At 59.4% G+C, this 23,247-nt stretch carries 18 protein-coding genes; all 18 read left to right on the plus strand.

Features of this window, described 5'->3' with window-relative positions; translation table 11 throughout:
- Positions 1 to 172 precede the first annotated feature (172 nt).
- The 18 genes from Q0063_RS11310 (at position 173) to Q0063_RS11395 (ending at position 22,749) form a co-directional block, all read left to right on the plus strand.
- Entirely contained in the window at positions 173 to 526 is a 354-nt protein-coding gene (locus tag Q0063_RS11310; protein WP_297872084.1) for a DUF6017 domain-containing protein, read from the plus strand.
- A gap of 148 nt (positions 527 to 674) precedes the next feature.
- A complete protein-coding gene (locus tag Q0063_RS11315; protein ID WP_297872085.1) occupies positions 675 to 2,981 on the plus strand; it encodes a ParB N-terminal domain-containing protein in 2,307 nt (768 codons plus the stop codon).
- A gap of 3 nt (positions 2,982 to 2,984) precedes the next feature.
- The gene (locus Q0063_RS11320) at positions 2,985 to 3,653 is read left to right on the plus strand and encodes an antirestriction protein ArdA (RefSeq protein WP_297872086.1); all 669 of its coding nucleotides are present in this window, start codon (positions 2,985 to 2,987) and stop codon (positions 3,651 to 3,653) included.
- 42 nt (positions 3,654 to 3,695) lie between these two features.
- Entirely contained in the window at positions 3,696 to 4,100 is a 405-nt protein-coding gene (locus Q0063_RS11325; RefSeq protein WP_297872087.1) for a DUF3846 domain-containing protein, read from the plus strand.
- Positions 4,101 to 4,103: 3 nt separating this feature from the next.
- The gene (locus Q0063_RS11330) at positions 4,104 to 5,054 is read left to right on the plus strand and encodes an ArdC family protein (protein ID WP_297872088.1); all 951 of its coding nucleotides are present in this window, start codon (positions 4,104 to 4,106) and stop codon (positions 5,052 to 5,054) included.
- Positions 5,055 to 5,058: 4 nt separating this feature from the next.
- Positions 5,059 to 5,886: a DUF3560 domain-containing protein gene (locus Q0063_RS11335; RefSeq protein WP_297872089.1), complete on the plus strand. Its 828-nt coding sequence runs from the start codon at positions 5,059 to 5,061 to the stop codon at positions 5,884 to 5,886.
- Positions 5,887 to 5,899: 13 nt separating this feature from the next.
- Positions 5,900 to 6,262: an LPD28 domain-containing protein gene (locus Q0063_RS11340; RefSeq protein WP_297872090.1), complete on the plus strand. Its 363-nt coding sequence runs from the start codon at positions 5,900 to 5,902 to the stop codon at positions 6,260 to 6,262.
- Positions 6,246 to 6,839 (plus strand): hypothetical protein, encoded by a 594-nt coding sequence (locus tag Q0063_RS11345; RefSeq protein WP_297872091.1) that lies wholly within the window; start codon positions 6,246 to 6,248, stop codon positions 6,837 to 6,839. Before Q0063_RS11340 ends, Q0063_RS11345 begins: the two co-directional genes overlap by 17 nt.
- Before the next feature lie 242 nt (positions 6,840 to 7,081).
- Positions 7,082 to 7,390: a plasmid mobilization protein gene (gene mobC / locus Q0063_RS11350; protein ID WP_297872092.1), complete on the plus strand. Its 309-nt coding sequence runs from the start codon at positions 7,082 to 7,084 to the stop codon at positions 7,388 to 7,390.
- Positions 7,390 to 8,703, plus strand: coding sequence for a relaxase/mobilization nuclease domain-containing protein (locus tag Q0063_RS11355; RefSeq protein WP_297872093.1), 1,314 nt, complete (start codon positions 7,390 to 7,392; stop codon positions 8,701 to 8,703). Before mobC ends, Q0063_RS11355 begins: the two co-directional genes overlap by 1 nt.
- Before the next feature lie 33 nt (positions 8,704 to 8,736).
- Positions 8,737 to 9,318 (plus strand): PcfB family protein, encoded by a 582-nt coding sequence (locus tag Q0063_RS11360; protein WP_297872094.1) that lies wholly within the window; start codon positions 8,737 to 8,739, stop codon positions 9,316 to 9,318.
- A 23-nt stretch (positions 9,319 to 9,341) separates the two neighbouring features.
- The gene (locus Q0063_RS11365; RefSeq protein WP_295744520.1) at positions 9,342 to 10,220 is read left to right on the plus strand and encodes a hypothetical protein; all 879 of its coding nucleotides are present in this window, start codon (positions 9,342 to 9,344) and stop codon (positions 10,218 to 10,220) included.
- Between the two features lie 287 nt (positions 10,221 to 10,507).
- The gene (locus Q0063_RS11370; RefSeq protein WP_297872095.1) at positions 10,508 to 11,446 is read left to right on the plus strand and encodes a hypothetical protein; all 939 of its coding nucleotides are present in this window, start codon (positions 10,508 to 10,510) and stop codon (positions 11,444 to 11,446) included.
- Entirely contained in the window at positions 11,446 to 12,282 is an 837-nt protein-coding gene (locus Q0063_RS11375) for a sortase (RefSeq protein ID WP_297872096.1), read from the plus strand. The genes Q0063_RS11370 and Q0063_RS11375 overlap by 1 nt, the downstream gene beginning before the upstream one ends.
- A gap of 114 nt (positions 12,283 to 12,396) precedes the next feature.
- Positions 12,397 to 13,089: a CAP domain-containing protein gene (locus Q0063_RS11380; RefSeq protein WP_297872097.1), complete on the plus strand. Its 693-nt coding sequence runs from the start codon at positions 12,397 to 12,399 to the stop codon at positions 13,087 to 13,089.
- 119 nt (positions 13,090 to 13,208) lie between these two features.
- On the plus strand, positions 13,209 to 20,558 hold the full coding sequence (locus Q0063_RS11385; protein WP_297872098.1) for a SpaA isopeptide-forming pilin-related protein: 7,350 nt from the start codon (positions 13,209 to 13,211) through the stop codon (positions 20,556 to 20,558).
- 68 nt (positions 20,559 to 20,626) lie between these two features.
- A complete protein-coding gene (locus Q0063_RS11390) occupies positions 20,627 to 22,378 on the plus strand; it encodes a VirD4-like conjugal transfer protein, CD1115 family (protein ID WP_297872099.1) in 1,752 nt (583 codons plus the stop codon).
- A 2-nt stretch (positions 22,379 to 22,380) separates the two neighbouring features.
- Entirely contained in the window at positions 22,381 to 22,749 is a 369-nt protein-coding gene (locus Q0063_RS11395; RefSeq protein WP_297872100.1) for a glutamyl-tRNA amidotransferase, read from the plus strand.
- Positions 22,750 to 23,247 lie beyond the last annotated feature (498 nt).

Below are 23,247 nucleotides of genomic sequence, written 5' to 3' on the forward strand. Positions count from 1 at the left end.
TTCACAGGTCGATTTTTCCAACGTGCAGAAGTCGGAAATTCCGACGCCAAGAGGTGGAAAAAATCGACGTGCAGCCGTCGAAAAAACCGACCCTAATTATACTAAAAGAAACCAGACAGAATTTATCCAGCCTGATCCATCCATCTCCCCCCGAAAGCCCCCAGCGGCGGGATTGGAGATAGATCGATACGAGCGAAGAAAAGAACTGAAAGCGAATATTGACTACGAGCGTTTGCGGAGGGAGTACCCCTACGATGACATAGACGACCTTCTGGAGCTGATGCTGGACACGGTATGCAGCACCGCCCCCGCCATACGGATCGGGGGCAGCGACATTCCCACGGAGGCGGTCAGAGCCCGTTTCCTCCAGCTTGACAGCGAGCACATCCAGTATGTGATCGACGCGCTGAAACAGACCACCACAAAAATCAATAACATCCGGGCCTATCTGTTGACGGCGCTCTACAACGCGCCGGTGACGATAGGCCCGTACTATTCCGCCGCTGTGCGGCATGACTTCCGCTGAAATGAATCCCACCGTGATACGCAATTCCGGGAGAAATAAATCCCAGGGTGAGACGCAAATCCGGCGGAAACACTTAACTTTCTGTTGAAAATCAAATCTCACGGTGAGACGCGATTTTTAGCAAATATATTTCAAAACGGAGGTATTTATGGCAAACGAAAACAGCAGAGACCCCACGAACCCCAAGCTCCAGAGCATCCCCCTGACGAAGATCCACGATCTGCCCGGCATCCCCCTTGTCAGGCAGCCGGACAAGAACTACGGCGGCCTCGTCACCAGCATCCAGTCCGGCGGCGTGAAGGAGCCTGTGATCCTTCGGCTCCGGGAGGACGGCGAGTACCAGCTTGTCACCGGCTACCGGCGCAAGAGGGCCTGCGAGCTCATGAAGAGGCAGGACATTCCCGCCCTGGTCTATGAAATGAGTTTGCAGGAGGCCATCAAGTATCATGGACTGGCAAACGGGAAGCCCACTCCTCCTATCCCCGGCAAGCTGGTGGAGCCTGGGACCGGGGGCAAAAAGGAGGAAAAGCCCGACATCAAGGAGACGGGAAAACCGACCACTGGCGAGAAGTCCAAGGAGGTCAAGCCGCCCGAGAGCTCCAAGGGCCCCGAGCCGCCCGAAGGCGAGAAGAAGGAGGCCCCGCCCCCCAAGAAGGAGAACAAGCCTGCCGCCCCTGTTACTGGCGAGAAGCCCAAGGAAGTCAAACCGCCCGAGGACTCCAAGGGTCCCGAGCTGCCCGAAGGCGAGAAGAAGGAGACCCCGCCCCCCAAGAAGGAGGACAAGCCTGCCGCCTCTGTCACTGGCGAGAAGCCCAAGGAAGCCAAGCCGTCCGAGGTCCCCAAGGGCCCCGAGCCGCCCGAAGGCGAGAAGAAGGAGGTCCCGCCCCCCAAGAAGGAGGACAAGCCCACCGCTCCCGTCACTGGAGAGAAGCCCAAGGAAGTCAAACCGCCCGAGGGCTCCAAGGGTCCCGAGCTGCCCGAAGGCGAGAAGAAGGAGACCCCGGTCCCCAAGACAGAGGACAAGTCCGCCGCTCCTGTCCCTGGCGAGAAGCCCAAGGAGGTCAAGCTCCCCGAGGGCCCCAAGGGCCCCGAGCCGCCCGCAGGTGAGAAGAAGGAGGCTCCGATCTCCAAAACGGAGGGCAAGCCCGCAGCTCCTGTCCCTGGTGAGAAGCCCAAGGAGGCCACCGTTACCGGCCCCGCCGCCAAGGGTCCCGCCGGGACTGCTATTTCCCAGGTGTTTGACGAACGCCTGACGCCCCCGGACGAGAAGGCCAAGCGGGATGTCCCCAGCCCCCAGGAGAACGAATCCTTCTTCATCCTCCTGCATCCCGCCTATCTGGAAAAATCCAAGTACAACACCATTTCCGTGGACACCAGGAGCGAGGACTATCTGGAGCTGAAAAAGTCCATTGAGCTGAACGGCGTGAAGGACCCCGTTCTCGCCCGGATCGGTGACGAGGGCACCCTGGAAATCCTCTCCGGCCAGCGCCGCCACCTGATCGCCACGGAGCTGAACTATCCTGTCCCCACCATCATCCAGAAAATATCCGACGCTGACGCGAAAATCCTGGTGGCGGACGGCAACCTCCACCGGCCCCATATCTCCATGTTCGACCTCTCCCGCTCCCTGCGGATGAAGATGGAGGGCATGAAGCAGAAAGCGGGCCGGAAGAAGAAAGGGACCGTCAAGGCGGAGGAACTGGACAGCGATGAAAAGCTGGCCCAGGAGATGGGCATGAAGGTGAGCAAACTTAACCGGATCATCCGTCTGTCCGAGGCCACCAAGGATGTATGCGACCGGGTGGACGACAATTCCCTGCCCCTGTCCATTGCTTCCGCCATCTCTTTCCTGAAACCGGAAAATCAGGATGAAGTCCTCCACCTGTCCGATTTGAGCTACAAGCTCACTACCGAGCGGATCGAGCGCATGAAAAAGGCGGAAAAGGCCGGAAAGCTGGATGAAAAGGCCATGCGGGAGATTCTGGAGGACAAAGACCTGGCTCCGAAGCACACCGTGCCGCCTCCGGCTCCCCAGCCGCCCGCGCCGCCGCCCACCCCGCCTGGCAGTCCCCCCGCGCCCCCGCCCATTCCTCCTTCCCCGGATGTGAAGCCGGAGCAGACGCCGGGCACGCCTGCGGTTCCCAAGGCTCCCGAGCCCAGCACACCGGGCCCCGCGCCCTCTGCAAATCCCCCCGCGCCGGAGAGCACGATCCCGCCCTCCGGTCCCACGAATCCCCCGGAGGAAAAGCCTCCCTTCAAGGGCGAGCAGGAACGGCCCGAATACACCAAGGTTATCCTGGCCGGGGACCGTCTGCGGAAATATTTCCCCGATGTGTCCATGACGCCCCGGGAGATCGAGGAAAGCGTCTATGACGCCCTGGAGGAACGCCGCCAGAGGCAGTTGAAGGCCCAGCAGAAGGACAGCATCTTCAAAAAGAACCCCATGAAGAAATAACGCATGGAATTTGCCGCCAATATCGCCAACCTGGGCAAATACAGCGTCGGGGTTCTTGCCACCGCACAGCTATCCTTCCCCACCACCACGGAGCAGGTTCAATCTGTTCTGCGGGAGATCGGCGTGGACGGCCTGCGGTACGGAGAGATCATTGTCCTGGAATACTCCATCGGCATCAAGGGCCTCGCCGGAAAGCTGGGAGAGTTTGTCCCCATTGACGAATTGAACTACCTCGCCAGCCGGATCGCGGAGCTGACGCCGGAGGAAAGGGAGAAGTTCACCGCCGCCGTCAGCCACGGGGAGTATGGGGACAATATGCAGGATTTGATTAACCTGACCTACAATCTGGACTGCTATGATTTTCTCCCGGACGTGCGGACGGAGGAAGAATACGGGCGCTGGCTGGTGGATCACCACCAGGAGTTCCGCTTGCCGGAGAAGGCCAGGCTGTACTTTGACTATGAATCCTATGGCGAGGACACCTGCATTAACGAGGGCGGGGACTTTTCGGAGCAGGGCTACATCTACAATAACCGGACACGGTTCCAGGAGGTTTACGATGGACAGCACGTCCCGGAAAAATACAGGGTGTTCCGCTATCCCCTGCAAACGAAAGTGAGGCCGTCGCGTTCCGGCAAGGGGCGGGACAGCCCTTCCCGCAAGCGCCCATGAGGGCGCTTTTTTCATATCAAATTTTAACAAGGAGCTGATGCGTTGAACGTTTTAGTCGTGGAGCCGAGAATGGCGCCCTATGAAAAAGAAATCAACGGATTACTAAAAGAAATGCAGGCGATTGTGGGAGGACGAATCGCCACCACGGATTTACCCCAGGAGGGAGCTGTCATTGTCAGCAATGATGAAAGCATATGCCTGGGTATGGAGTTCAACAGAAAAATTGACGATAAACGCGGCGGTGTTTTCGGCACGTTTTTTATCTGCGGGAACAGCGGGGATGACTTTTGCTCCCTCACTCCGGATCAGATGGACTATTTCAAAAAGAGATTCCATCAAGCCGAGGTCCTGCTTGCTGTCAACAATGGCAGGCCGGTCATTGCCAAGAGTGACCCGCTCAAACCGCCCGGCCAGGAGCCGCCCCGGCGTCCGCCTAAGACCCGGTGAGCCATGCCTCCGGTAACAGATGAACGGCTGGCGGAGCTGACGGGCCGCCTAGAAAGCGGCGTCAAGGAGCTGTACGCCAGCGGGCGTTATGCCGAGTACATCACCGCCATGTCCAAATTCCACCATTACAGTTTCGGGAACGCGCTGTTGATCCTGCTGCAATGCCCCACCGCCACCAGCGTGGCCGGGTACAACGACTGGAAGAAGAAATTCGGGCGGCAGGTCAAACGGCACGAGAAGGGCATCCAGATTCTTGCCCCTTGTCATTTCACATACCTCGTGGAGTACGAGAAGAAGGACCCGAATACCGGGCGGACCCTGTACGGCCCGGATGGCAAGCCTTTGACGGAGAAACGGCGGGAGAACGCCACCCGTTTCCGGGTTGCCACCGTGTTTGATGTGAGCCAGACGGAGGGCCGGGAGCTGCCCAGCCTTGTCTCCGAGTTGAGCGGGGAGGTTCCAGACTTTGAGAATGTATACGCCCGCCTCACCGCCCTGTGCCCCCTTCCCGTGGAGCTGGGACCAGTCCCCGGAACGGCGAAGGGTTACGCCAGCTTTGCGGAAAACCGGGTGGTAGTCCGCTCCGGCATGAGCCAGGTACAGACCATCAAGACGCTGATCCATGAGACCGCCCACGCCAAGCTCCACGCCCCGGACTTCCTGTCGGAGAACCCCAAGCCAAGGCAGGAAAAGGAGGTGGAGGCAGAGAGCGTGGCCTATGTCGTCTGCCAGCACTTCGGCATCGACACTTCGGACTACTCCCTGGGCTATGTGGCTGGATGGAGCCGCGGGAAGGAGCTGACGGAGCTGAAAGCCTCTTTGAACGTGATCCATTCCACCGCCGGGGAGATCATCAGCGCCATCCAGCCGCCTCCGCCCGAGTTGACGAGGGACGAACCATCCCAGGAGCACCAGCGAAGAACCAGTTGTCGAAAATCCAGGAAAAGGAAGTGATAGATTGAACGACTACGAGGAGCGCAAACAGGCCCGGATCGACCGCTACCGTGAAAGAGCGGAGAAGGCCCACGCGGAAAGCCATTCCTTTTACAAGCAGTCCACCGATATGGCCTCCGCTATTCCCGCAGGACAGCCCGTCCACGGTCCTGCTGACCGGCGCTACCGGGAAAAGATCGGCAGGAAGATGGACCAGTCCATTGCCGCCTTGGAAAAGGCAGACTACTACGAACGCAAGGCACAGGCGGCGGAGAACAACACCGCCATTTCCTCCGATGACCCGGAGGCCCTTGCGAAGCTGAAGGAGAAGCTGGAAAGCCTGCAAATCTCCCAGACCCGTATGAAGCAGATCAACGCCTACTACAAGAAAAACGGTACTTGCCGGGGTTTTCACGGCCTTTCCGATGAAGAAGCGGACAGGCTGGACGAAAGAGTGCGAAATGGATATTCCTGGGAGAAAGTTCCTTATTCGCCTTATGCGCTGTCCAACAACAATCAGAATATCAACACCGTCAAAAAACGTATTGCACAGCTTACTGAGGCAAAGGAGCTGGGCTATCAGGGCTGGGAGTTTGACGGCGGCAAGGTGGTTGCCAACGCGGATATGAACCGTCTGCAAATCTTTTTTGATGCAATCCCCGATGAAGAGGTCCGCAAGGAGCTGAAAGGCCAGGGCTTCAAGTGGGCCCGGAGCGTGGGGGCGTGGCAGCGGCAGTTGACAGACAACGCCATTTACGCCGCAAGGCGTATCCAGGCCATCCGGCCCTCCGACGGCTCTGACCCCATCAAAATCCAGCCCAAGCGCAGGCCCAAATCCGGCCCGCAGCGATAAGGAGGAAAGTGAAATGGAGAATCCCAACACCATCCCGGAGCGCATGAGGGAGATCGAGATTTTCGGCGTCCCCGCCCTGTTCACCAGCAAGGCCATTCCCCCGGAGGCCGTCTATCCCGGCATGTTCCGCTACGAGCTGCAAACCGGGGACGGCCAGCGCCCCCATCGTCTGGCGGAGGGACCGGGCGGCAAATTCCTGGGGACTGTGCTGACCCCGGTCCCCGTTCCCATGGAGGGCCAGCGGGAGATCGGGCCGGGGGAGCTGTCCCTGGACACCGGGGCCGGGTACTATACCCCCTCCGAGTTTGAGGAAAAATACCTGTCTCCGGACTATGACCCTGCCTCGCGGAAGGAACGGTATGGAAAAGAAAGTTGATATTATCCCGTTCCTGGAGAGCGTTGTGGAGGAAAACACCCGGAGCTATCAATCGGATCTCAAAATTGATGAACGCATTTTGCAGGCCGCCATGCTGGAAACCTATCAGGAGGACCGTACCTTTCTCTGGATGAGCCGCCCCTGCGGGACCCATTGCCTCCTGGAGCGGGAAGTTTTTTTGAGGGAGACGGAAGCGCATAAAACCTGGACGCATTATGATTACGACGCCGAACATATCAAAGCGTTCCGTGTCGTTGTGGCTCCAGGGCGGCCCGGCGCTTTTGTGCTGGGACAAATCCGGCCTCTGAACTACGGGGAACAGATTCAGCGCGTTAAGCAGAACGCGCTTTCTGTACATACGGTGAAGCTGGCGTTTGAAGATGGAACCTCCCGCATGATGACGTTTGAGGACTACCGCAAGGAAGTAAGCGGCCTGATCTCCGCCCACGGAAAGGCAAAGACGATCTGCTATTTCCCGGCAAATGAACTTGATCTGCGCTGTGTCCTCCAAGCGGAGCGGGCCATTTCCGCCGCCAGGAAACGGACCCGCAGTCCCCGGAAACCGCAGACCCGGTAGACCACCCCGCACAGCGCCGCTTGCGGCGCTGTCCTGGCAAGTATGTCATTTGTTAAACAAATGACCCTTGTTAGGGGCTCACCGCCCCTAATACCCCAACGAAAAATGCGTCTCACGGTGAGACACGAAACAAGGCGGCGGAGAACAGCGCCGCCTCCGCCAAATAAATCCCACCGTGGGACGCAAATCCGCATAAAAATAAATCCCACGGTGAGACACAAATCCGAAGAAAGGAAGATGCCATGCGAAAACGAGAACATTTCATCGGACTCTGGCTGGATGACAGGGAGTACAAGCATCTTTTGAAGCAACGCTCCGTCTCCGGCCTGAGTGTCAGCGCCCTGATCCGGCACAGCGTCATGGGTGTGGAGCTCCGCCCCCGTCCGCCCGATGCCTACGCCGCCCTGGTCCGGGAACTGTCCGCTATCGGCAACAACATCAATCAGATCGCCCACAACACCAACGCAAAAAAGGAGGCGGAGGCGGCAGAGGTTGACGAGGCTGTAAAGCTGGTCTATCAGGCTTTGCGGCTGGTGAAGGAGGCGCTGTAATGGCCTACGACAAGATCATCGTCATCGACAGGCGGCTGGACCACTGTCTGGACTACGCGCTGAACGAGGAAAAGACAGCCCTCTCCCGCGCCCTGGACTACGGTATGAATCCAACCAAGACGCACCATCTGGTGACGGGGATCAACTGCTGCCCGGAAACCGCCTGTTCGGAGATGCAGTCCACCAAGCGCCGCTGGGACAAGCGGGGCGGCATCCAGGGCTATCACATCATCCACTCCTACGCCCCCGGTGAAGTCACGCCGGAGAAAGCTCATGACGCCGGGGTGGAGTTCGCCCGCCGCCTGCTGGGGGACCGCTATGAGGCGGTCGTCTCCACCCATACGGACCAGGAACACCTGCATTGCCATATCGTATTTAATTCCGTTTCCTTCATGGACGGGAAGAAGTACAGGAGCGATTTTCAGAGTTATTTTGGCACCCTGCGGGAGACCTCCAACGCCGTCAGCCGGGAATACGGCTTGTCGGTCATTGAGCCGGAGGGCGGAGGAAAACACTATGCCGAGTGGAAGGCGGAGAAAACGGGCAGAGGCACCATCTCCGGCCTTGTGCGGCAGGATATTGACGCCGCTATCCGGGAGAGCTTCACCTTTGAATCCTTTCTGGCGGCTCTGCGGCGGCAGGGGTATAGCATTAAATATGGTGAAAACGTCAAGCATACCGCCGTCACGCCGCCGGGAGGCAAGCGGACCTTCCGCCTGGACAGCCTGGGAGAAGGGTACACCGAGGCGGACATCCGGTCCCGGCTGGCCAACCTTCGGAGCGGTGAAGCACCGGCACAGCCCGCGCCCCCTCCCTTGGTCCCCAGGCGATACCGGGTCCGCAAAGGAAACATCCGACAACAGCCCCGGAAGAAGCTCCATGGGTTCCGGGCCCTGTATGTGTACTACTTATTTCTCCTGGACGGTCCCCGCCGGAAACGGCGCCGCCCGCCTCCCTTCTCTGTCCGGGCGGAGGTGACGAGGCTTCACCAGTACCAGCGGCAGTTTTCTCTCCTGCAAAAATACCGCATAGACACGGATCGCCAGCTTTCCATGCTGGAGGACGCCCTGCAAGCCCGGATCGACGCCCTGACGGACAGCCGGAAGGAGCTGTACGGCCAGAGGCGGGAGGGCCTGAACGTGGAGGCGGAGATCGCCGCCATCAACGGAGAACTCCGCCAGCTCCGCCGGGAACTGAAAACCTGCGGCAGAATTGATGCGGACATCCCCCGCATCCGCCAGCAGGTCCGGCTATGCCGGGAACAGGAGGCCCCCGCGCCGGAGAGGGACCGGAAGATCAGAAAAACCAGATAACTTTTTATTTTTTATCGGAAAGGAAGTGAGCGAATGGACGTAAGCGCCGAGGCCGCCGATCTGGTGGTCAAAGAGGGAATCCAGGCAACGGAGAGCGCCGTGAAGCTGGCGGGAGCCGGTTTGAAAAATGTGGCGGCGCTGCTGCTGGCCTTGCAGCGCCAGGACAACAAGGTCATCGGCAAGACCACCGCCAAGCGGCTGGCCCGCGACCCGGTTCCCGCCGAGGTCATTCCCCTGAAAAAAGAGGATATGCGGCAGTTCAAGAAGCTGGCGAAGGAGTACGGCATCCTGTACTTTTTCGCCCAGAAAAAAGGGAACGAGAGCGGCATGATCAATGTAGTTTCCAACCAGAACTACGCCGCCCAGCTCAACGCCGTCATGATCGCCCTGGGCTATCCCGTTCCCCAGCAGACCCAGGAGGGCGAACCGCCAAAAAAAGCGAAAGCCCCTGCTCCACAAGAGAGGTCCTCGCCCGAGCGCGGGAGTGGCTTGAATCCCTCCCAGACGACCGGGCCGGATATTGAGATGAAGGAATCCGTGCGGGCGAGGCTGGAGGGGCTGCGGGCTATGGCGGAGAGCCGTTCCAGGGAAAAGATCAGAGACAAAACACGATAACCCAAAAAGGAGGAATGATTTTTATGCCGAGTATCAGCGAAATTCTCAAGGGCAAGACCGCCCGGGACGAGGCCAGAGTGACAGAGCTTCGGGCCGAACGGGAGAGCCTTTCTTACATGCGGGATGGGGCCCTGGAGGAGATCACCACCAAGCCGGACCGCTACCGGCAGTACCTTGCCTTGCAGGCAGACAACATCCGGTGCAGCGTGGGCAACGTGGCGTTGACCATAGTCCAGATGCCGGAGGCCACCAGGATCGGCACCACGGATTTCTGGCATGACCAGGGCCGCTACGTTCTGGACGAGGCCATGAACAACGGCGCGAAGGTGTACCTTCCCCCCAGGGACCCCAAGCGCCGGGGCTACTTCATGGGTTACTACTACGACGTGAGCCAGACCAGCGGCAGGCCCCTGCGGGAAGCGGAAGTCCTCACGGACAAAAGCCCCCGGATGATGGCGGCTTTAACCGCCCTCATGGACCAGTCCCCCGTGGCGCTGGCGGAGGACAAGGAGATTTCCTCCCCGGCCTTCTATGACGAGGCCAGCTACACCATCTACATCAACCCGGATCAGAAGCCGTCGGCGGTGTTCGCCGCCCTGGCAACGGAAATCGCCTATGCCCGCGCCCATGAACGGGGGTACAACAAGGGCTACAAGCGGGAGCTTTACAAGCTGGACGCCGAGAGCGTGGGCTATATGGTATGCCGCCGGTTTGGCGTGGAGTGCAGCCCCCCGGATGCCAAGTATGTGAACATCCTCTATGACGGCTATCCCGCAGTCAACCGCGGGGAGGCTCTGGAACAGCTCCGGGGAACGGCCCGGAAGATTGGAGACGGCCTGGATCAGAAGCTGAATCCCCGCCAGCAGGAGCGGAAAACGTCCCGCCAGTACGGCAGGAGATAAGGCCGCAATATCCGGGTGTGTTCCCCCCTGGGAGGGTACGCCGCCGGTCCCTGCCAGTCAAGGCCGGACGATTGCTGGCGCAATCGCCCGCGAGCCGGCCAGTCTGAGGACTGGCCGGGCCTTGACAGACAGCGCCCGCCGGCGTTTCTGGTAGTCAAGGGGAATACACCCACAAAGCCGCCTGACGGCGGCTTTATCTATCCTGGGAGGCGGTTCGTCTCCCTTCCGGTCAGGGGGACCAACGGGTCCCCCTGGCCTACCTTAAATTAAAATTGGAGGTTTTGCGAATGAAACGAACCTGGAGGCGCTTTGCCCCCGCCCTGGCTGCGCTGGTCCTGGCGCTGGCCTTATGTCCCACGGCCCTGGCTGCCGGGCCGGAAAGCGAACCGGAGGTGCAAACCGTTCCTGCCGTCGCGCCTGTTACGAGCGCCGTCTATCCCGCCGAGGTGCGGGAGACCGAGGAAAACGGCGTCCACCGGATTGAGAAGGTCTACTATCTGACCCGCAGGGACGACCCCGCCGCCATCCCCACCGGGGACTTTCAGCGGGAGGGCCGGACGTATACCCTGCTGGACGTGCTGAAAAACGATCAAAGCGAGACGGACAGCAAAGATCACATTGAAGTTGTCTCGGTGAACAGCTCCACGGACAACCTGACGGAGATTATCCAGCAGTTGGAGCCCGCCCTGGAAGTCACCACCGAGGATGGGTATTCCGGCGTCCTCGCCCCGGACTATCCCGGCATCAAAGTAGAGGCGGCTGGCTACAAAACCAGTTCCCGCACCGTCACCGCCTCCCGCAGCTATCCCAATCTCTCCGACGCTGACGCGTCCCTGATCCCCAAGACCATTTCAGACGGTGGGCGGACCCTGATTCTGGCGGACGTGCAGTGGCAGGAGGCCGGAGGGTACTACAACGCCTCCGCCACCTACTCCGGCACCGCTACGGGGAAGTACGCCACCGGGTACAATGTGACAGTGGAGTACAAGGGAGAAGTCACCCGGACCCGCAGCGACAGCGTAATCTACACCGCCGTTTTTGCGTCTCATGGTGAGACGCAAATCGGGAAGGATGACGCCGGGACCGGCGGGGCGGAGCAGACTGAGAGCGGTGGCGCGGGTAAGGCCGTCCTGCTGATCCCTCTGGCCGCGCTGCTGGGAGGGGCTTGCTTTGGGGGCTGGAAGCTCACAAAATACTACAAGAATAAGAAACGGGGGTATGTGTAATGAAGAAACGCTTGATCACGCTGCTGGCCGCCTGCTGTCTGTTGGCGGCTCTTTCTATTTCCGCAAGTGCTCTGGAATATACCTTTGACAGCCCCTCTACCGGGGATTTCGGGATGCCTACCAGCGCCGGTGATACCATCCGGGAGCGGGAGGACCCCAACACGGACAAGAGCAAGAACAGCGCCTTGATCCCGCCTGGCTTTGGGACGCCGACCAGCTATCTCCCCAACTCCGGTGAGTTCCTGACGCCCAACCTTGCGGCGGGCGGGCCGCTGAACAGTCCTTCCCTGATGGCCTCCGCTGGCGAGGCCAACACCTCCGGCGGGGCGGTGGTCCTGCCTGGGCCTGTGGGCTCTGCCTCCAGCACCCCGCCCACCTTTGCCACGTCCAGCTCCGGCAGTGGGACCGCCAGCACCAGCGGCGGCTATACGGAAGTAACCGAGGACAGCTATTACAGCAACGGCAGTCTGGGAACGCTGAAAATCCCGGCCATTGACTTGACAGTGAAGATCTACCAGGGCACCGGCAGCGCCACGCTGAAAAAGGGAGCGGGCCACTTCACCAACACCAGCATCTGGAATGGCAACGTCTCCCTCGCGGCCCATAACCGGGGGGCCAACAGCTATTTCGGAGAAATCCACACCCTGGAGAGCGGGGATCGGATCACCTTGACAACCAAGGAGGGGACCCGGACGTACTCCGTCACCAGTGTTTCCAAGATCAGCGAGACAGACAACTCCATGCTGGAATCCACCAGCGAGAACTGCATCACCCTGTTTACCTGCGTCCGGGATCAGAGAGAATACCGCTGGTGCGTCCGGGCGGTCGAAACGTAAAAATAAATCCCACCGTGAGATTCATTTGACAGGTGGATTTTTGACGCTTTTCCACATTTTTGGTACAATATTAGTGGGGAAACCCACTAAAAACCCAACAGGAGGTATCGAAAAATGAAGGGAAAGTTTCTGCAATTCATTCTGGGTGTTCTTACTGGGGCGGCGCTGTTCGGCGGGGCCTCCGCCGTGGCCGCCGGGATTGCGGCAGAGCCCGCATGGTCCCCCATCTTCGTGGACGGCCAGCAGGTGCAGATGACGGCTTACAACATCCTGGGCAATAACTATGTGAAGCTCCGGGACATTGGGAAGGCCGTAGGCTTCAACGTCTATTTCCAGGGCGGCGTCCAGGTGGACAGCAAGGCCCCCTATACCGGCGAGGCCCCGGCCAAGCCCGCAGAATTCACGGATGATCTGACAGAGGTCCGCCAGGAAATGATCCGCCTGATCAATCAGGTACGCCGGGAGAATGGCGTGGCAGAGCTGGCAGTCAGCACGGCGCTCATGGACGCCGCCCAGGACTGTGTCCGGCAGGGGTTCAGGTCCCATGACGTTCAATATGAAAATGAATCCGCCCTGCGGCACGGCTATTCCCACGGCATTGGAAGCAATCTCACGGTGTTCACATACAACTGCAATACGGACATTGCGCAGACGGCAGTCTCCCATTGGAGGTATTCGCCCGGGCATTTCCAGACCATGATCGCGGAACGCTATGACGGTATCGGCGTGGGCGTCATGCTCCGGGACGATGTGGCCTACTGCTACATGTTCGCGGGAAACTCCAACGGGGTCAACCCCTACGCGTAAATGCCCAATCCCTTCGCAGCCCTCCCGGCAAAAAGCTGGGAGGGCTTTTCCATTCCCTTTTGCGTCTCACGGTGAGACGCATTTCTTTTTTGAAATCAAATTAAGAAAGGAAACGGTTTATGAAGAAAATGAACCATCCCCTGCGGACCCGCGTGACGGCGCTGCTGCTGGCGCTGGTCTGCGTCCTGGGCCTGCTCCCGGCAACGGCCCTGGCCGCCAGCGGCACGATCAAGCTGGAGCGGTTCGGCATGTCCGGCGTATCCTACGAATCCGCCGCCCTGGGCCGCTGTTCCCTCCACGAGATGTATTTCTCCGGCGGGAATAAAACCTCTGTGGGCTTCTGCGGCACGAAGGGCGGCGGAATGGGGAGTTCCCTGATCGGCCAGACCTGGGGGAACAAGACCCCCATCTCCGATCCCACCGTCCTGACCATGATGGCCTACTACTACGCCCACTCCACCGGCGTCTTTACGGACGAGGCAAAGGCCCTGGGTGTAGACAACATTTGGAGCGCCGGCTATACCTGGTACATGAACGCCTGGGTACAGGCGGTCATCTGGCGCTATCAGCAGGGCAGCATGAGCGACCCGGTTGTCGCTTGCGCCGAGGAGCTGATGGCAGTATTCAACTCCCTGGAGGGCACCCACTACACCAGCATTGACGAGGAAAAGGACGGTTCCTCCTTCCGCTCCAGGGCGCAGTATATTCTCGACCTGGGACAGCGGGGCGTATGGGGCCAGTGTACGGCCTATGAGTACGGCTTCACCGGCGCGGGCTCCAGCGCACACCCCGCAAGCGGCGTTCAGAAAATCATCCTGGGGGAGCTGGAAGTCACCACGGAGGATAGCTATACCCTGATCGTCAAAAAGGTGGATTCCACTAATCCAAGCAAGGGCCTTGCCGGGGCGCAGTTCCACATTGAATCGGAAAGCGGCTCCTTTTCCAAAGACGTGACGACCGGGAAGGACGGAACGGCCACTCTGGAAAACCTGACCCCCGGAACTTACGCCGTGACGGAAACGAATCCGCCCGCCGGATATGAGATTGACAACGCAGGACCGGAGTATGTCGTTCTCCCTGGCAACGGGAACAACACCGTGACCGTCACATTCCGGGACACCCCCACCATTACCAGTGAGGGCAGCATCCGAAAAGTAGATGCCGATGACCCCACCAAGGGACTTGCCGGGGCCATTATCAAGATCACCGGCGTGGATAACAACTTCTCCGGCACCTTCATGACCCGGGAGGGCGGCTATATCACAGACATCCCCTGGGACACCATGCCCATCGGCAGCTATACCGCCGAGGAAATGACGCCCCCGGAGGGCTACACCAAAAGCCCGGATCAGGACAAGGTGAAGCAGACTTTCGTTTGGGACGGCAAGTCGGACGTTTCCCTGATCTTCGAGAATGACGCCAAGGTGAAGGTCCGGCTGGTGAAGCTGGATGACAGCGGCAATCCTCTCCCTGGCGCTGTGTTCAACATCGTCAAGGACGGCCAGATTGTCGGCACGGAGGAAACCAAGGCGGACGGCTCTATCATGGTAACGGACGTGACCGAGGGAATGTACGCCTTTGTGGAGGTCTCCGTCCCGGCCCCCTGGGCTAAGCTCACCGAGCCGGTCATCGCCCATGTGGATCAGGCCACCGTCAACGGGGGCGGCACCGTCACTGTCACCGCCTCCGACAAGAAGCTCCCGAACCTCACGATCTTGAAGCGGGACGCCAAGACCGGAGATGTGATCCCCAACACCAATTTTGAAATTCGCGGTATCCATTACGGCTTTCACCATGACGTGACTACCGGGCCGGACGGAACCGCCACCCTGACCGGCATCCCCGTGGATTCCTACGAGGTTACGGAAATTTCCGTCCCGGACCCCTATGTGGTCAGCGATGAACCCACCCAAACCATTTGGCTGGAGGCTGGGGACAGCAAGCAGCTCATTTTCGATAACCAGAAGCAGCCCCTTTTGAAAATCACCAAAATTGAGAAGGGAACCAACAAGCCTATCCCCGGCACTGTTTTTCTCCTGGAGGCCATTGACGGCGATTACCGCCACGAAGTCACCACCGAGGCCAGCGGTTCCGTGGAGCTGCGGGTTGCCCCCGGCAGTTACCGTGTGACGGAAAAATCTGTCCCGGAACCCTACTGCATCAGTGACGAACCCACGCAGACCATCAGCCTGAACGGCGGCGATGAAAAAGAAGTGATCTTCCAGAATTTGAAGAAGCCGGAGCTGACCATCTCCAAAATCGACGCCGACAGCGGCCAGCCTGTCCCCGGCACCGTGTTCACCGTCAAAGCCATCAACGGGGACTATCAGGACGATTGGACCACCGGCGCGGACGGCAAGGTTTCTCTCCGTATTGTCCCCGGAACGTATCAGATCACGGAAAAGTCCGTCCCCGCCCCCTACTACCTGCCGGATAAGGACAAGGACCGGGTGCAGACAATTTCCCTGAACCCCGGCGATGAAAAAACGCTGGTGTTCCGCAACCACAAGGCCCCGGAGCTGACGATCTACAAGGAGGACAGCGTGGCGGGCGCTCCCATCGAGGGCGCGAAATTCCGCGTCACTTACACCAGCAACGGCGAATCCGCCGACGCCCCCGCCTCCGTGGATTTCGGATACTTCATCACTGACGCTAGCGGCGAGATCAAGCTGCATGAAAAAGGGAAGAAGCTCTATCCCGGCGAATACACAGTGACCGAGATAGAACCCGCCCCCGGTTTCCAGATGAAGGAACCCACCACGCAGAAAGTCATCATTCGCGGCGGCGAGAGCAAAACTCTCACATTCCAGAATGAACCGCTCAATGGAATTGTTGTCCAAAAGTACGACAGCGTGACCGGCGAGGCCCTGCCCGGCTGTACCTTCCAATTAAGATTTTTGGGCGGCACCAGCGGAACAGGCGGAACCGTCATCGGGCAGAAAGTTACTGGCAAGAACGGCACCGCCATTTGGACCGGCCTCACCGCAGGGACGTATATCGTGGAGGAAGTAGACCCGGCTGACGGGTACAGCATCATCAAAGCCTCTGAAACAGTCTACATCTCTGACAACGGCGTTCAGAATGTTGTCATCGTCACCTTTGACAATGCCCCGGACGGGATGCTCCTGATTCGCAAGGTCTGTTCTGTAAATCCCAGCGTCACCCTCCAGGATGCCGAGTTTAAGGTGACGTATGCGGACGGAACGCTGATTGGCGATTCAAACGGGATTTACCGAACGGACGAGAACGGCGAAATCCGCATTTCCGGCCTGAAACCCGGAAAGAGTGTGATCGTCACCGAGACGAAAGCCCCCGCCGGATTTTTGATCGACACGCAATCCCAGACAATCCAAATTAAAGAAGGGCGCACCGTTTCCCTGACCTTCAAAAACCAGCCCACCGGAAAGCTGATTGTGCAGAAGCGAGACAGCATCACCGGCCAGCCTCTCCCCGGCGCGGAGTTCCGCATCACAACGGCCGCCGGCTGTGAAGTGGGCCTGGACGGCGTGATCGGCACGTCCACGCTGACGCAGGGCGGTATCTTCAAGACCGACAGCAATGGCGAAATCCGCATTTCCAACTTGGCTCCCGGCACTTATGTGCTTACCGAGGTCAAGGCCCCGGACGGCTACGTCATGGACAGCCCCAGCACCAATGTAGTCATCGGAACCAACGGCGACACCCAGACGGTTGTGGTGACGAACACTCCGAAGGGCGGCCTCCTGATCCGCAAGACCGACAGCGTAACAGGCAAGGTTCTCCCCGGCGTCAGGTTCAAAATCGAAGCGGCAAATGGCGAACTGATTCCCGATAACGAGGGCCTTACTTCCAGCAATGGCCTGTACACCACTGACGAGAACGGCCAGATTTATCTCCGCAAGCTGAACCCCAATACCTATGTCGTGACCGAAGTGGAAACGATTGACGGCTACCTGCTGGACGCCGCTCCGCAGACGGTCGTTGTCAGCGAGGCGGACACCCAGGTCCTCACCTTCACCAATATGCCCCTGGGCGGACTGCTGGTGAAGAAAATGGATTCCGCCACGAAGGAACCCCTGGCCGATGTGATTTTCAAAATCACCCGGACGGATGGGACTGTCGTAGGAAATTCTAACGGCGAGTACCGGACAGACGAGCGGGGCTTCATCTCCCTGCCGGATTTAGAGCCGGGCGGCTATATCGTGCGGGAGGTCCAGGCAAAGCCCGGATACCTCCTTGACGATACGCCCCACGCCGTGGAGATCAAGGACCACCAAACCTATACCCTGGAGGTGTTCAACCAGCCTCTAGGCAACCTGATCATCAATAAGCTGAGTTCCCTGGACAACTCTCCCCTGGAGGGCGTGAAGTTCCAGATCAAGTACGCCAACGGGCAGGTGGTGGACAACAAGAACGGGCAGATTTCCTCCAACGGCATCTACTACACGGACCGCAACGGACAGATCATCCTCTCCGGCGTTACCGGGACAGTGGTAGTAACGGAGCTGGAGACGATCCCCGGCTACCGCATCGACCCCAACACCCGGACCCAAACCGTTGTGGTGAATCCCAACGACACGCAGACCATCAATTTCTACAATACCCCCACGACAACGCTGATTATTCGGAAGTTTATCGAGGGCACCGAGAACGAGCCTCTTTCCGGCGTGGCCTTCCGGGTGGTGGACGGAGCCGGGGCCGCTGTCGGTCCGGATGACGGCCTCTACTACACGGACAAATCCGGCGAGATCGTTTTGACCGGCATTGAACCCGGAACCGTGGTCATTGCCCGTGAGGTCAAGACCGTGGAGGGCTTTATCCTGGACGGTACGCCCCAGGACATCAAGATCGAAGCGGGTCATGTGCAGCAGCTTACGTTCTGGAACAAGCGGGCCGGGACGCTGGTGATCCAGAAGAAGGACAAGGTTTCCGGCGCGTTCATTGCCGGAGCAGAGTTCCAGCTTACTTATGCGGGCGGCGGATTTGTGGACAACTACAACGGACACCTCTCCAGCAACGGCCTCTACACCACGGACGACAAGGGAGAAATCCGTGTCTCCGGTGTAGTGGGGACCATTGTCGCCAAGGAGACGAAGCCCGCCCCTGGCTATGTGATCGACCAGTCCACGCAGACGCAGACCGTCACGGTCAATCCCATGGACACGCAGACCTTGACGTTCCTCAATGAACCCCTGTGCAGCCTGACGCTGACAAAGCTGGATTCTGTCACCGGAAAGCCCGTTCCCGGAACGGAATTTACGGTGAAGGACGGAAACGGCAATATCCTGGGCCGCTATGTCACCGGCAAGGACGGCACCGCCCTTGTGACGGGCCTCGTCCCCGGCAGTACCGTTGTGGTGGTGGAAACCAAGGTTCCCCAGGGCTACGTCCTGGACAGCACTCCCAGAACCATCACGGTCAAGAATGGAAGCGGCAATGGCGTGACTACCGGCGGAACTACCGGAGGCGGCTCCAGCAGCTCCGGCGGGAACGACCTGACCATCGAGAACGACCCCACGACAACGCTTGTGATCCAGAAATTCATTGACGGCACCGACAATACCCCGCTCTCCGGCGTGGAGTTTCTGGTGACGGATCAGACCGGGGCCGTTGTCGGACCCAATAACGGCTATTACACCACGGACAAGGACGGACGCATTACCATCCCCAACCTGGAACCCGGAACTGTGATCACCGCCAGGGAGACCAGGACCCAGGCGGGGTATCTCCTGGACGGCACCCCACAGAGCATCACCATCAGGACCGGCGAGGTCCAGAGCATGACCTTCTGGAACAAGAAGGCCGGAGGGCTGATTATCAACAAAATCGACGCCCTGACGAAGAAGCCCCTGGCCGGAGTGAAATTCAAGATCACCTATGCGGACGGCTCCAACGTGGACCTGGACGGCGGCAAGGTTTCCTCCAACGGCCTCTATACCACCAACGCCGAGGGACAGATCGTCATTTCCGGCATCACTGGGACCGTCATTGTCACGGAGCTGGAGGCCCTGCCCGGCTATGTCCTGGACCCCAACGCCAAGAGCCAGACAGTCCAGGTGAATCCCAACGACACCCAAACCCTCACCTTTGAGAATACCCCCATGGGCGGCCTCACCATCATCAAGAAGGACGAGGAAACTGGAGAGCGGATCAGCGGCGTCCAGTTTGAAATCCGCAGACTCAACGGCGAGGTTGTCGGGACCTACACCACAGACCGCACCGGCGTTATCACGCTGCCCCAGGCGGAGAAGGGCTGGTATCAGGTGACGGAGCTGAAAGCCGCCAAGGGCTACCGCCTGGACAGCCAGCCCTACCAGATCGAAGTGAAGGACGGCGGCACCGCCACCCTGGAAATTACCAACCGTCAGATTGGGAGCGCCATTATTCGCAAGGTGGACAGCCTCACCGGGGAAGGCATCTATGGCGTCAAGTTTCTCATTTCCGATGCCACCGGGCATCCCGTGGGCACCTACGAGAGCGACAACGAGGGATATGTCTACATCGAGCGGGAGCTGCCGGACGGCAAGTACACCGCCCGGGAATTGGAGTGCGCGGACGGCTACATCCTGGACACGGTGCCCAAGACCTTCTATGTGGAGTACGGCGGATGTACCACCATCACATGGCCGAATACCGCTGTCCGCGGACAAATCCAGATCGTGAAGAAGTCCGCCGACTACAACTCCACCAACGGCCTCCCCGCCGGGACGCTGCTGGAGGGGGCCGAGTTTGAAATCTGCAACGAGCGCACCGGGAACAAGGTGGACACCATCGTCACCGGAGCGAACGGCCTCGCGTCGTCCAAGCAGCTCCCCCTGGGCCGTTACACTATCCGGGAGATCAAAGCCCCGGCGAATTACGGTATTTCCACGGAAACCTATACCGCTGTGCTGGAATACTCCGGCCAGATCGTGAAGCTGGAGGTTTCCAATAAGAGCATGAGCACCGGCGTTTCCATCACCAAGACCGGACCCAAGGAGGCCATGAGCGGCCAGCCGGTCCGCTATGTGTTCTCTAAAATCGGCAACAGCAGTAATGTCATGCTCCAGTCTTTCTACTGGAGAGATACCCTGCCTGCCGCCGTCCGGCTCACCAGCGTTGTCACCGGGACCTACAATTTCCCCGGCACCTATAAGATCGTCTACAAGGTGAACAACACCGGCGATTACCGCACCCTGGCGGACAGCCTCTCCACCAGCCAGAACTACACCCTCGCCGCCTCTCCCGTGGCCCTGGGCCTTGCCAGTAATGAGCAGGTAACAGAAATTATGTTCGTGTTCGGGCAGGTCCCCGGAGGGTTCAGTCAGGTGGAGGCCCCCATGCTCCATTGTACCGCCGTCTCCGGCCTCTCCGCCGGGAGCAGCTTTGTCAATGTGTCTGACGTGGGCGGCACTTACAACGGCGTTTGGGTCCAGGCGGTCTCCCGCTGGGTGACAACCGTCTACGGAAAGAAGGCCCCCGAGCCCAAGCTGCCCCGGACCGGCTATTAAAAATAAATCCCACCGTGGGACGCAAAAAATGAATCCCACGGTGAGACGCGAATCGACAGGAGGTTTCCGTGAAGCAGAAGAACAGCGGCCCCCTCCCGTGGCTCCTGCTGGCCGTCCCCGTCCTCTGGGCGGGGGCGGCCCTCGCCAGCGGCTATCAGGAGGGTATGACCGTCTTTGACCTCATGGGTCGTTTCAGTGTGATGCTGGAACGCCCCTTTGACATCCATTGGACCCCCTACACCCTCAAATTCATGCTGGGGGCTCTGGTGGTCTATGCCTTCGCCATTGTGCTGTACATTTCCTCCAAGCAGAACCGCCGCCCCGGAGAGGAACACGGCTCCGCCCGCTGGGGGAACGTATACCAGCTTGACCGGAAGTACCGGGACAAGGACCCCCACAATAATGCCATCCTCACCCAAAACCTCCGCATGAGCCTCAACGGGCGGAAACACCAGCGGAACCTCTTGCAGATCGTGGTGGGCGGCTCCGGCGCGGGCAAGACCCGGTATGTGGTCAAGCCGAATCTCTATGAGGCCAACGCCTCCTATATCGCGACTGACCCCAAGGGGGAGCTGGCCCGGTCCGCCGTTCCACTGCTTCTGCGGGAGGGCTATACCATCCGCGTCATTGACCTCGTGGACCCGGAACACTCCGACTGCTACAACCCTTTCCACTACATCCGCAACGACGCCGATGTGCTGAAACTGATCGCCAATTTCATCCGCAACACCACGCCGAAAAACGCACATTCCAATGACCCGTTTTGGGAGAAAAGCGAGATTGCCCTGGATTCCGCCCTCATGCTGTATCTGCTCCACGAGGCCCCGCCGGAAGAACAGACCATGGAGATGATGCTGACCATGCTGGAATACGGCGCGGCCAAGGAGGGAGACGGGGACTATCAGTCACCCCTGGATTTGCTCTTTGAGGCTCTGGAGGAAGAAAACCCGAACCATATCGCCCTCCGCCAGTACAAGGTGTTCAAGCAGGCTCCCAGCGAGACGGCCATGAGCATCCTCATTACCGCCTCCGTCCGGCTGGCCCCCTTCACCTTGCCGGAGGTCCAGCGGATCACCAGCAGGGACACCATGGAGCTGGGGAAGCTGGGGGAACGGAAGCAGGCGGTGTTCTGCATCATCCCGGACAGCAACGATGCCTCCTTGAATTTCCTGGTGGGTATGTTGTATACGCAAGCCTTCCAGGAGCTGTACTATCAGGCGGACAAGGTGCATGGGGGCAGTCTGCCCATTCCGGTCCGGCTCATGTTTGACGAGTTTGCCAACGTCGCCCTCCCGGACGGCTATGCCCGGCTCCAGGCCACTATGCGCTCCCGGAACGTCATGGCCACCATCATCCTGCAAAATATCTCGCAGTTGAAGGCGCTGTTCAAGGACGATTGGGAGGGCATCATCGGCAACGCGGACGCCTTTATCTATTTGGGTGGAAATGAGCAATCGACCCATAAATACGTCTCCGAGCTGCTGGGCAAGGAGACGATCCAGACCCAGACCAGCAGCCAGAGCAAGGGGCGGAACGGTTCTTTCAGCCAGAATTTTCAATCGGCGGGCCGCGAATTGCTCACGCCGGATGAAGTGCGGATGCTGGACAACCGCCTCGCCCTGGTCCTGATCCGGGGCGAGGCTCCGGTCATTGACGCCAAGTACGATCTCATGCGCCACCCCAACATCAAGCGGACCGCCGACGGCGGGGCCGCCCCCTATACCCACAGCGCCCGCTGCCTCTACGCCGCGGACGACCTGAACTTCACCTTTACATCCCTGGACGATATTGAAATCTTTGAAGATATGGAGGAATCTTGAATATGAAAAAGTATCTTTTCCGCAGCACCCATTCCCACGCGAATCTGACCCGCCAGCAGATCCGGCGGAACCGGGAGGCCCGCCGCCTCTACTTCTCCGCCGTTCTGATCCTGGCCTTCTGCGCCGCGCTGACGGTCCCGGCCTTCGCCGCCGGGTCCGATCCTCTCACCATCGTCAACAACCTGTCCGACTTCATCTTCTCCATCATCAAGGCCCTGGGCATCATCATCCTGGGCTGGGGGATCGTGCAGGTGGGCATGAGCTTCCAGTCCCACGACGCCAGCCAGCGGACCCAGGGCTTCCTCTGCCTGTTCGGCGGCTTGATGATCGCCTTTGCCAAGGAAATCCTGGGCGTGATCGGCGTGGTATGAATTATCCCGGAACGAAAAAGGGAATTGCGTCTCATCGTGAGACGCAATTCTTGGGTCCCCGCTCAAAACCCAGCGAAGCGGTTTTGAGTGGGAGAGGAGGAGCAAAGAAATGAAGCGTAGTTTTCGCCGTCAGGCGGAAACGGAGCGGAATGGATTTCGCTCCGACGAGGAGGTGATTTTCAATTAGCGACAACTGGATCGTAAGCATCCTGGAAAGCGCCCTGACGGACTGGAACGGCAAGCTGTCTGAGATATGGACCCTGCTGACGCAGACGCCGCAGAGCTTTAAGGGCGGCGACATTTGGACCGCCGTCTCCGGCATCCACACCGCCATGGTAGGTGTTGGCTACGGCCTCCTGGTCCTGTTCTTCGCCATGGGCATTTTCCAGAGCGCCGCCAGCTTTCGGGATTTCCAGCGCCCGGAGTTTGCTTTGCGGCATTTCATCCGCTTCATTCTGGCAAAGGTAGCCGTGGGGAGCTGCATGGAGATCATGACCG

The sequence above is a fragment of the uncultured Oscillibacter sp. genome (assembly GCF_947654275.1).
In the GTDB taxonomy this organism is placed as follows: Bacteria; Bacillota; Clostridia; order Oscillospirales; family Oscillospiraceae; genus Oscillibacter.

Excerpts from the sequence above, each read along its gene's own strand:
- Q0063_RS11320 (WP_297872086.1), top strand. The coding sequence starts at position 2,985 with ATGGAATTTGCCGCCAATATCGCCAACCTGGGCAAATACAGCGTCGGG.
- Q0063_RS11375 (WP_297872096.1), top strand. The coding sequence starts at position 11,446 with ATGAAGAAACGCTTGATCACGCTGCTGGCCGCCTGCTGTCTGTTGGCG.
- Q0063_RS11380 (WP_297872097.1), top strand. The coding sequence starts at position 12,397 with ATGAAGGGAAAGTTTCTGCAATTCATTCTGGGTGTTCTTACTGGGGCG.
- Q0063_RS11395 (WP_297872100.1), top strand. The coding sequence starts at position 22,381 with ATGAAAAAGTATCTTTTCCGCAGCACCCATTCCCACGCGAATCTGACC.
- Q0063_RS11355 (WP_297872093.1), top strand. The coding sequence starts at position 7,390 with ATGGCCTACGACAAGATCATCGTCATCGACAGGCGGCTGGACCACTGT.
- Q0063_RS11360 (WP_297872094.1), top strand. The coding sequence starts at position 8,737 with ATGGACGTAAGCGCCGAGGCCGCCGATCTGGTGGTCAAAGAGGGAATC.
- Q0063_RS11365 (WP_295744520.1), top strand. The coding sequence starts at position 9,342 with ATGCCGAGTATCAGCGAAATTCTCAAGGGCAAGACCGCCCGGGACGAG.
- Q0063_RS11315 (WP_297872085.1), top strand. The coding sequence starts at position 675 with ATGGCAAACGAAAACAGCAGAGACCCCACGAACCCCAAGCTCCAGAGC.
- Q0063_RS11385 (WP_297872098.1), top strand. The coding sequence starts at position 13,209 with ATGAAGAAAATGAACCATCCCCTGCGGACCCGCGTGACGGCGCTGCTG.
- Q0063_RS11330 (WP_297872088.1), top strand. The coding sequence starts at position 4,104 with ATGCCTCCGGTAACAGATGAACGGCTGGCGGAGCTGACGGGCCGCCTA.
- Q0063_RS11345 (WP_297872091.1), top strand. The coding sequence starts at position 6,246 with ATGGAAAAGAAAGTTGATATTATCCCGTTCCTGGAGAGCGTTGTGGAG.
- Q0063_RS11370 (WP_297872095.1), top strand. The coding sequence starts at position 10,508 with ATGAAACGAACCTGGAGGCGCTTTGCCCCCGCCCTGGCTGCGCTGGTC.
- mobC (WP_297872092.1), top strand. The coding sequence starts at position 7,082 with ATGCGAAAACGAGAACATTTCATCGGACTCTGGCTGGATGACAGGGAG.
- Q0063_RS11340 (WP_297872090.1), top strand. The coding sequence starts at position 5,900 with ATGGAGAATCCCAACACCATCCCGGAGCGCATGAGGGAGATCGAGATT.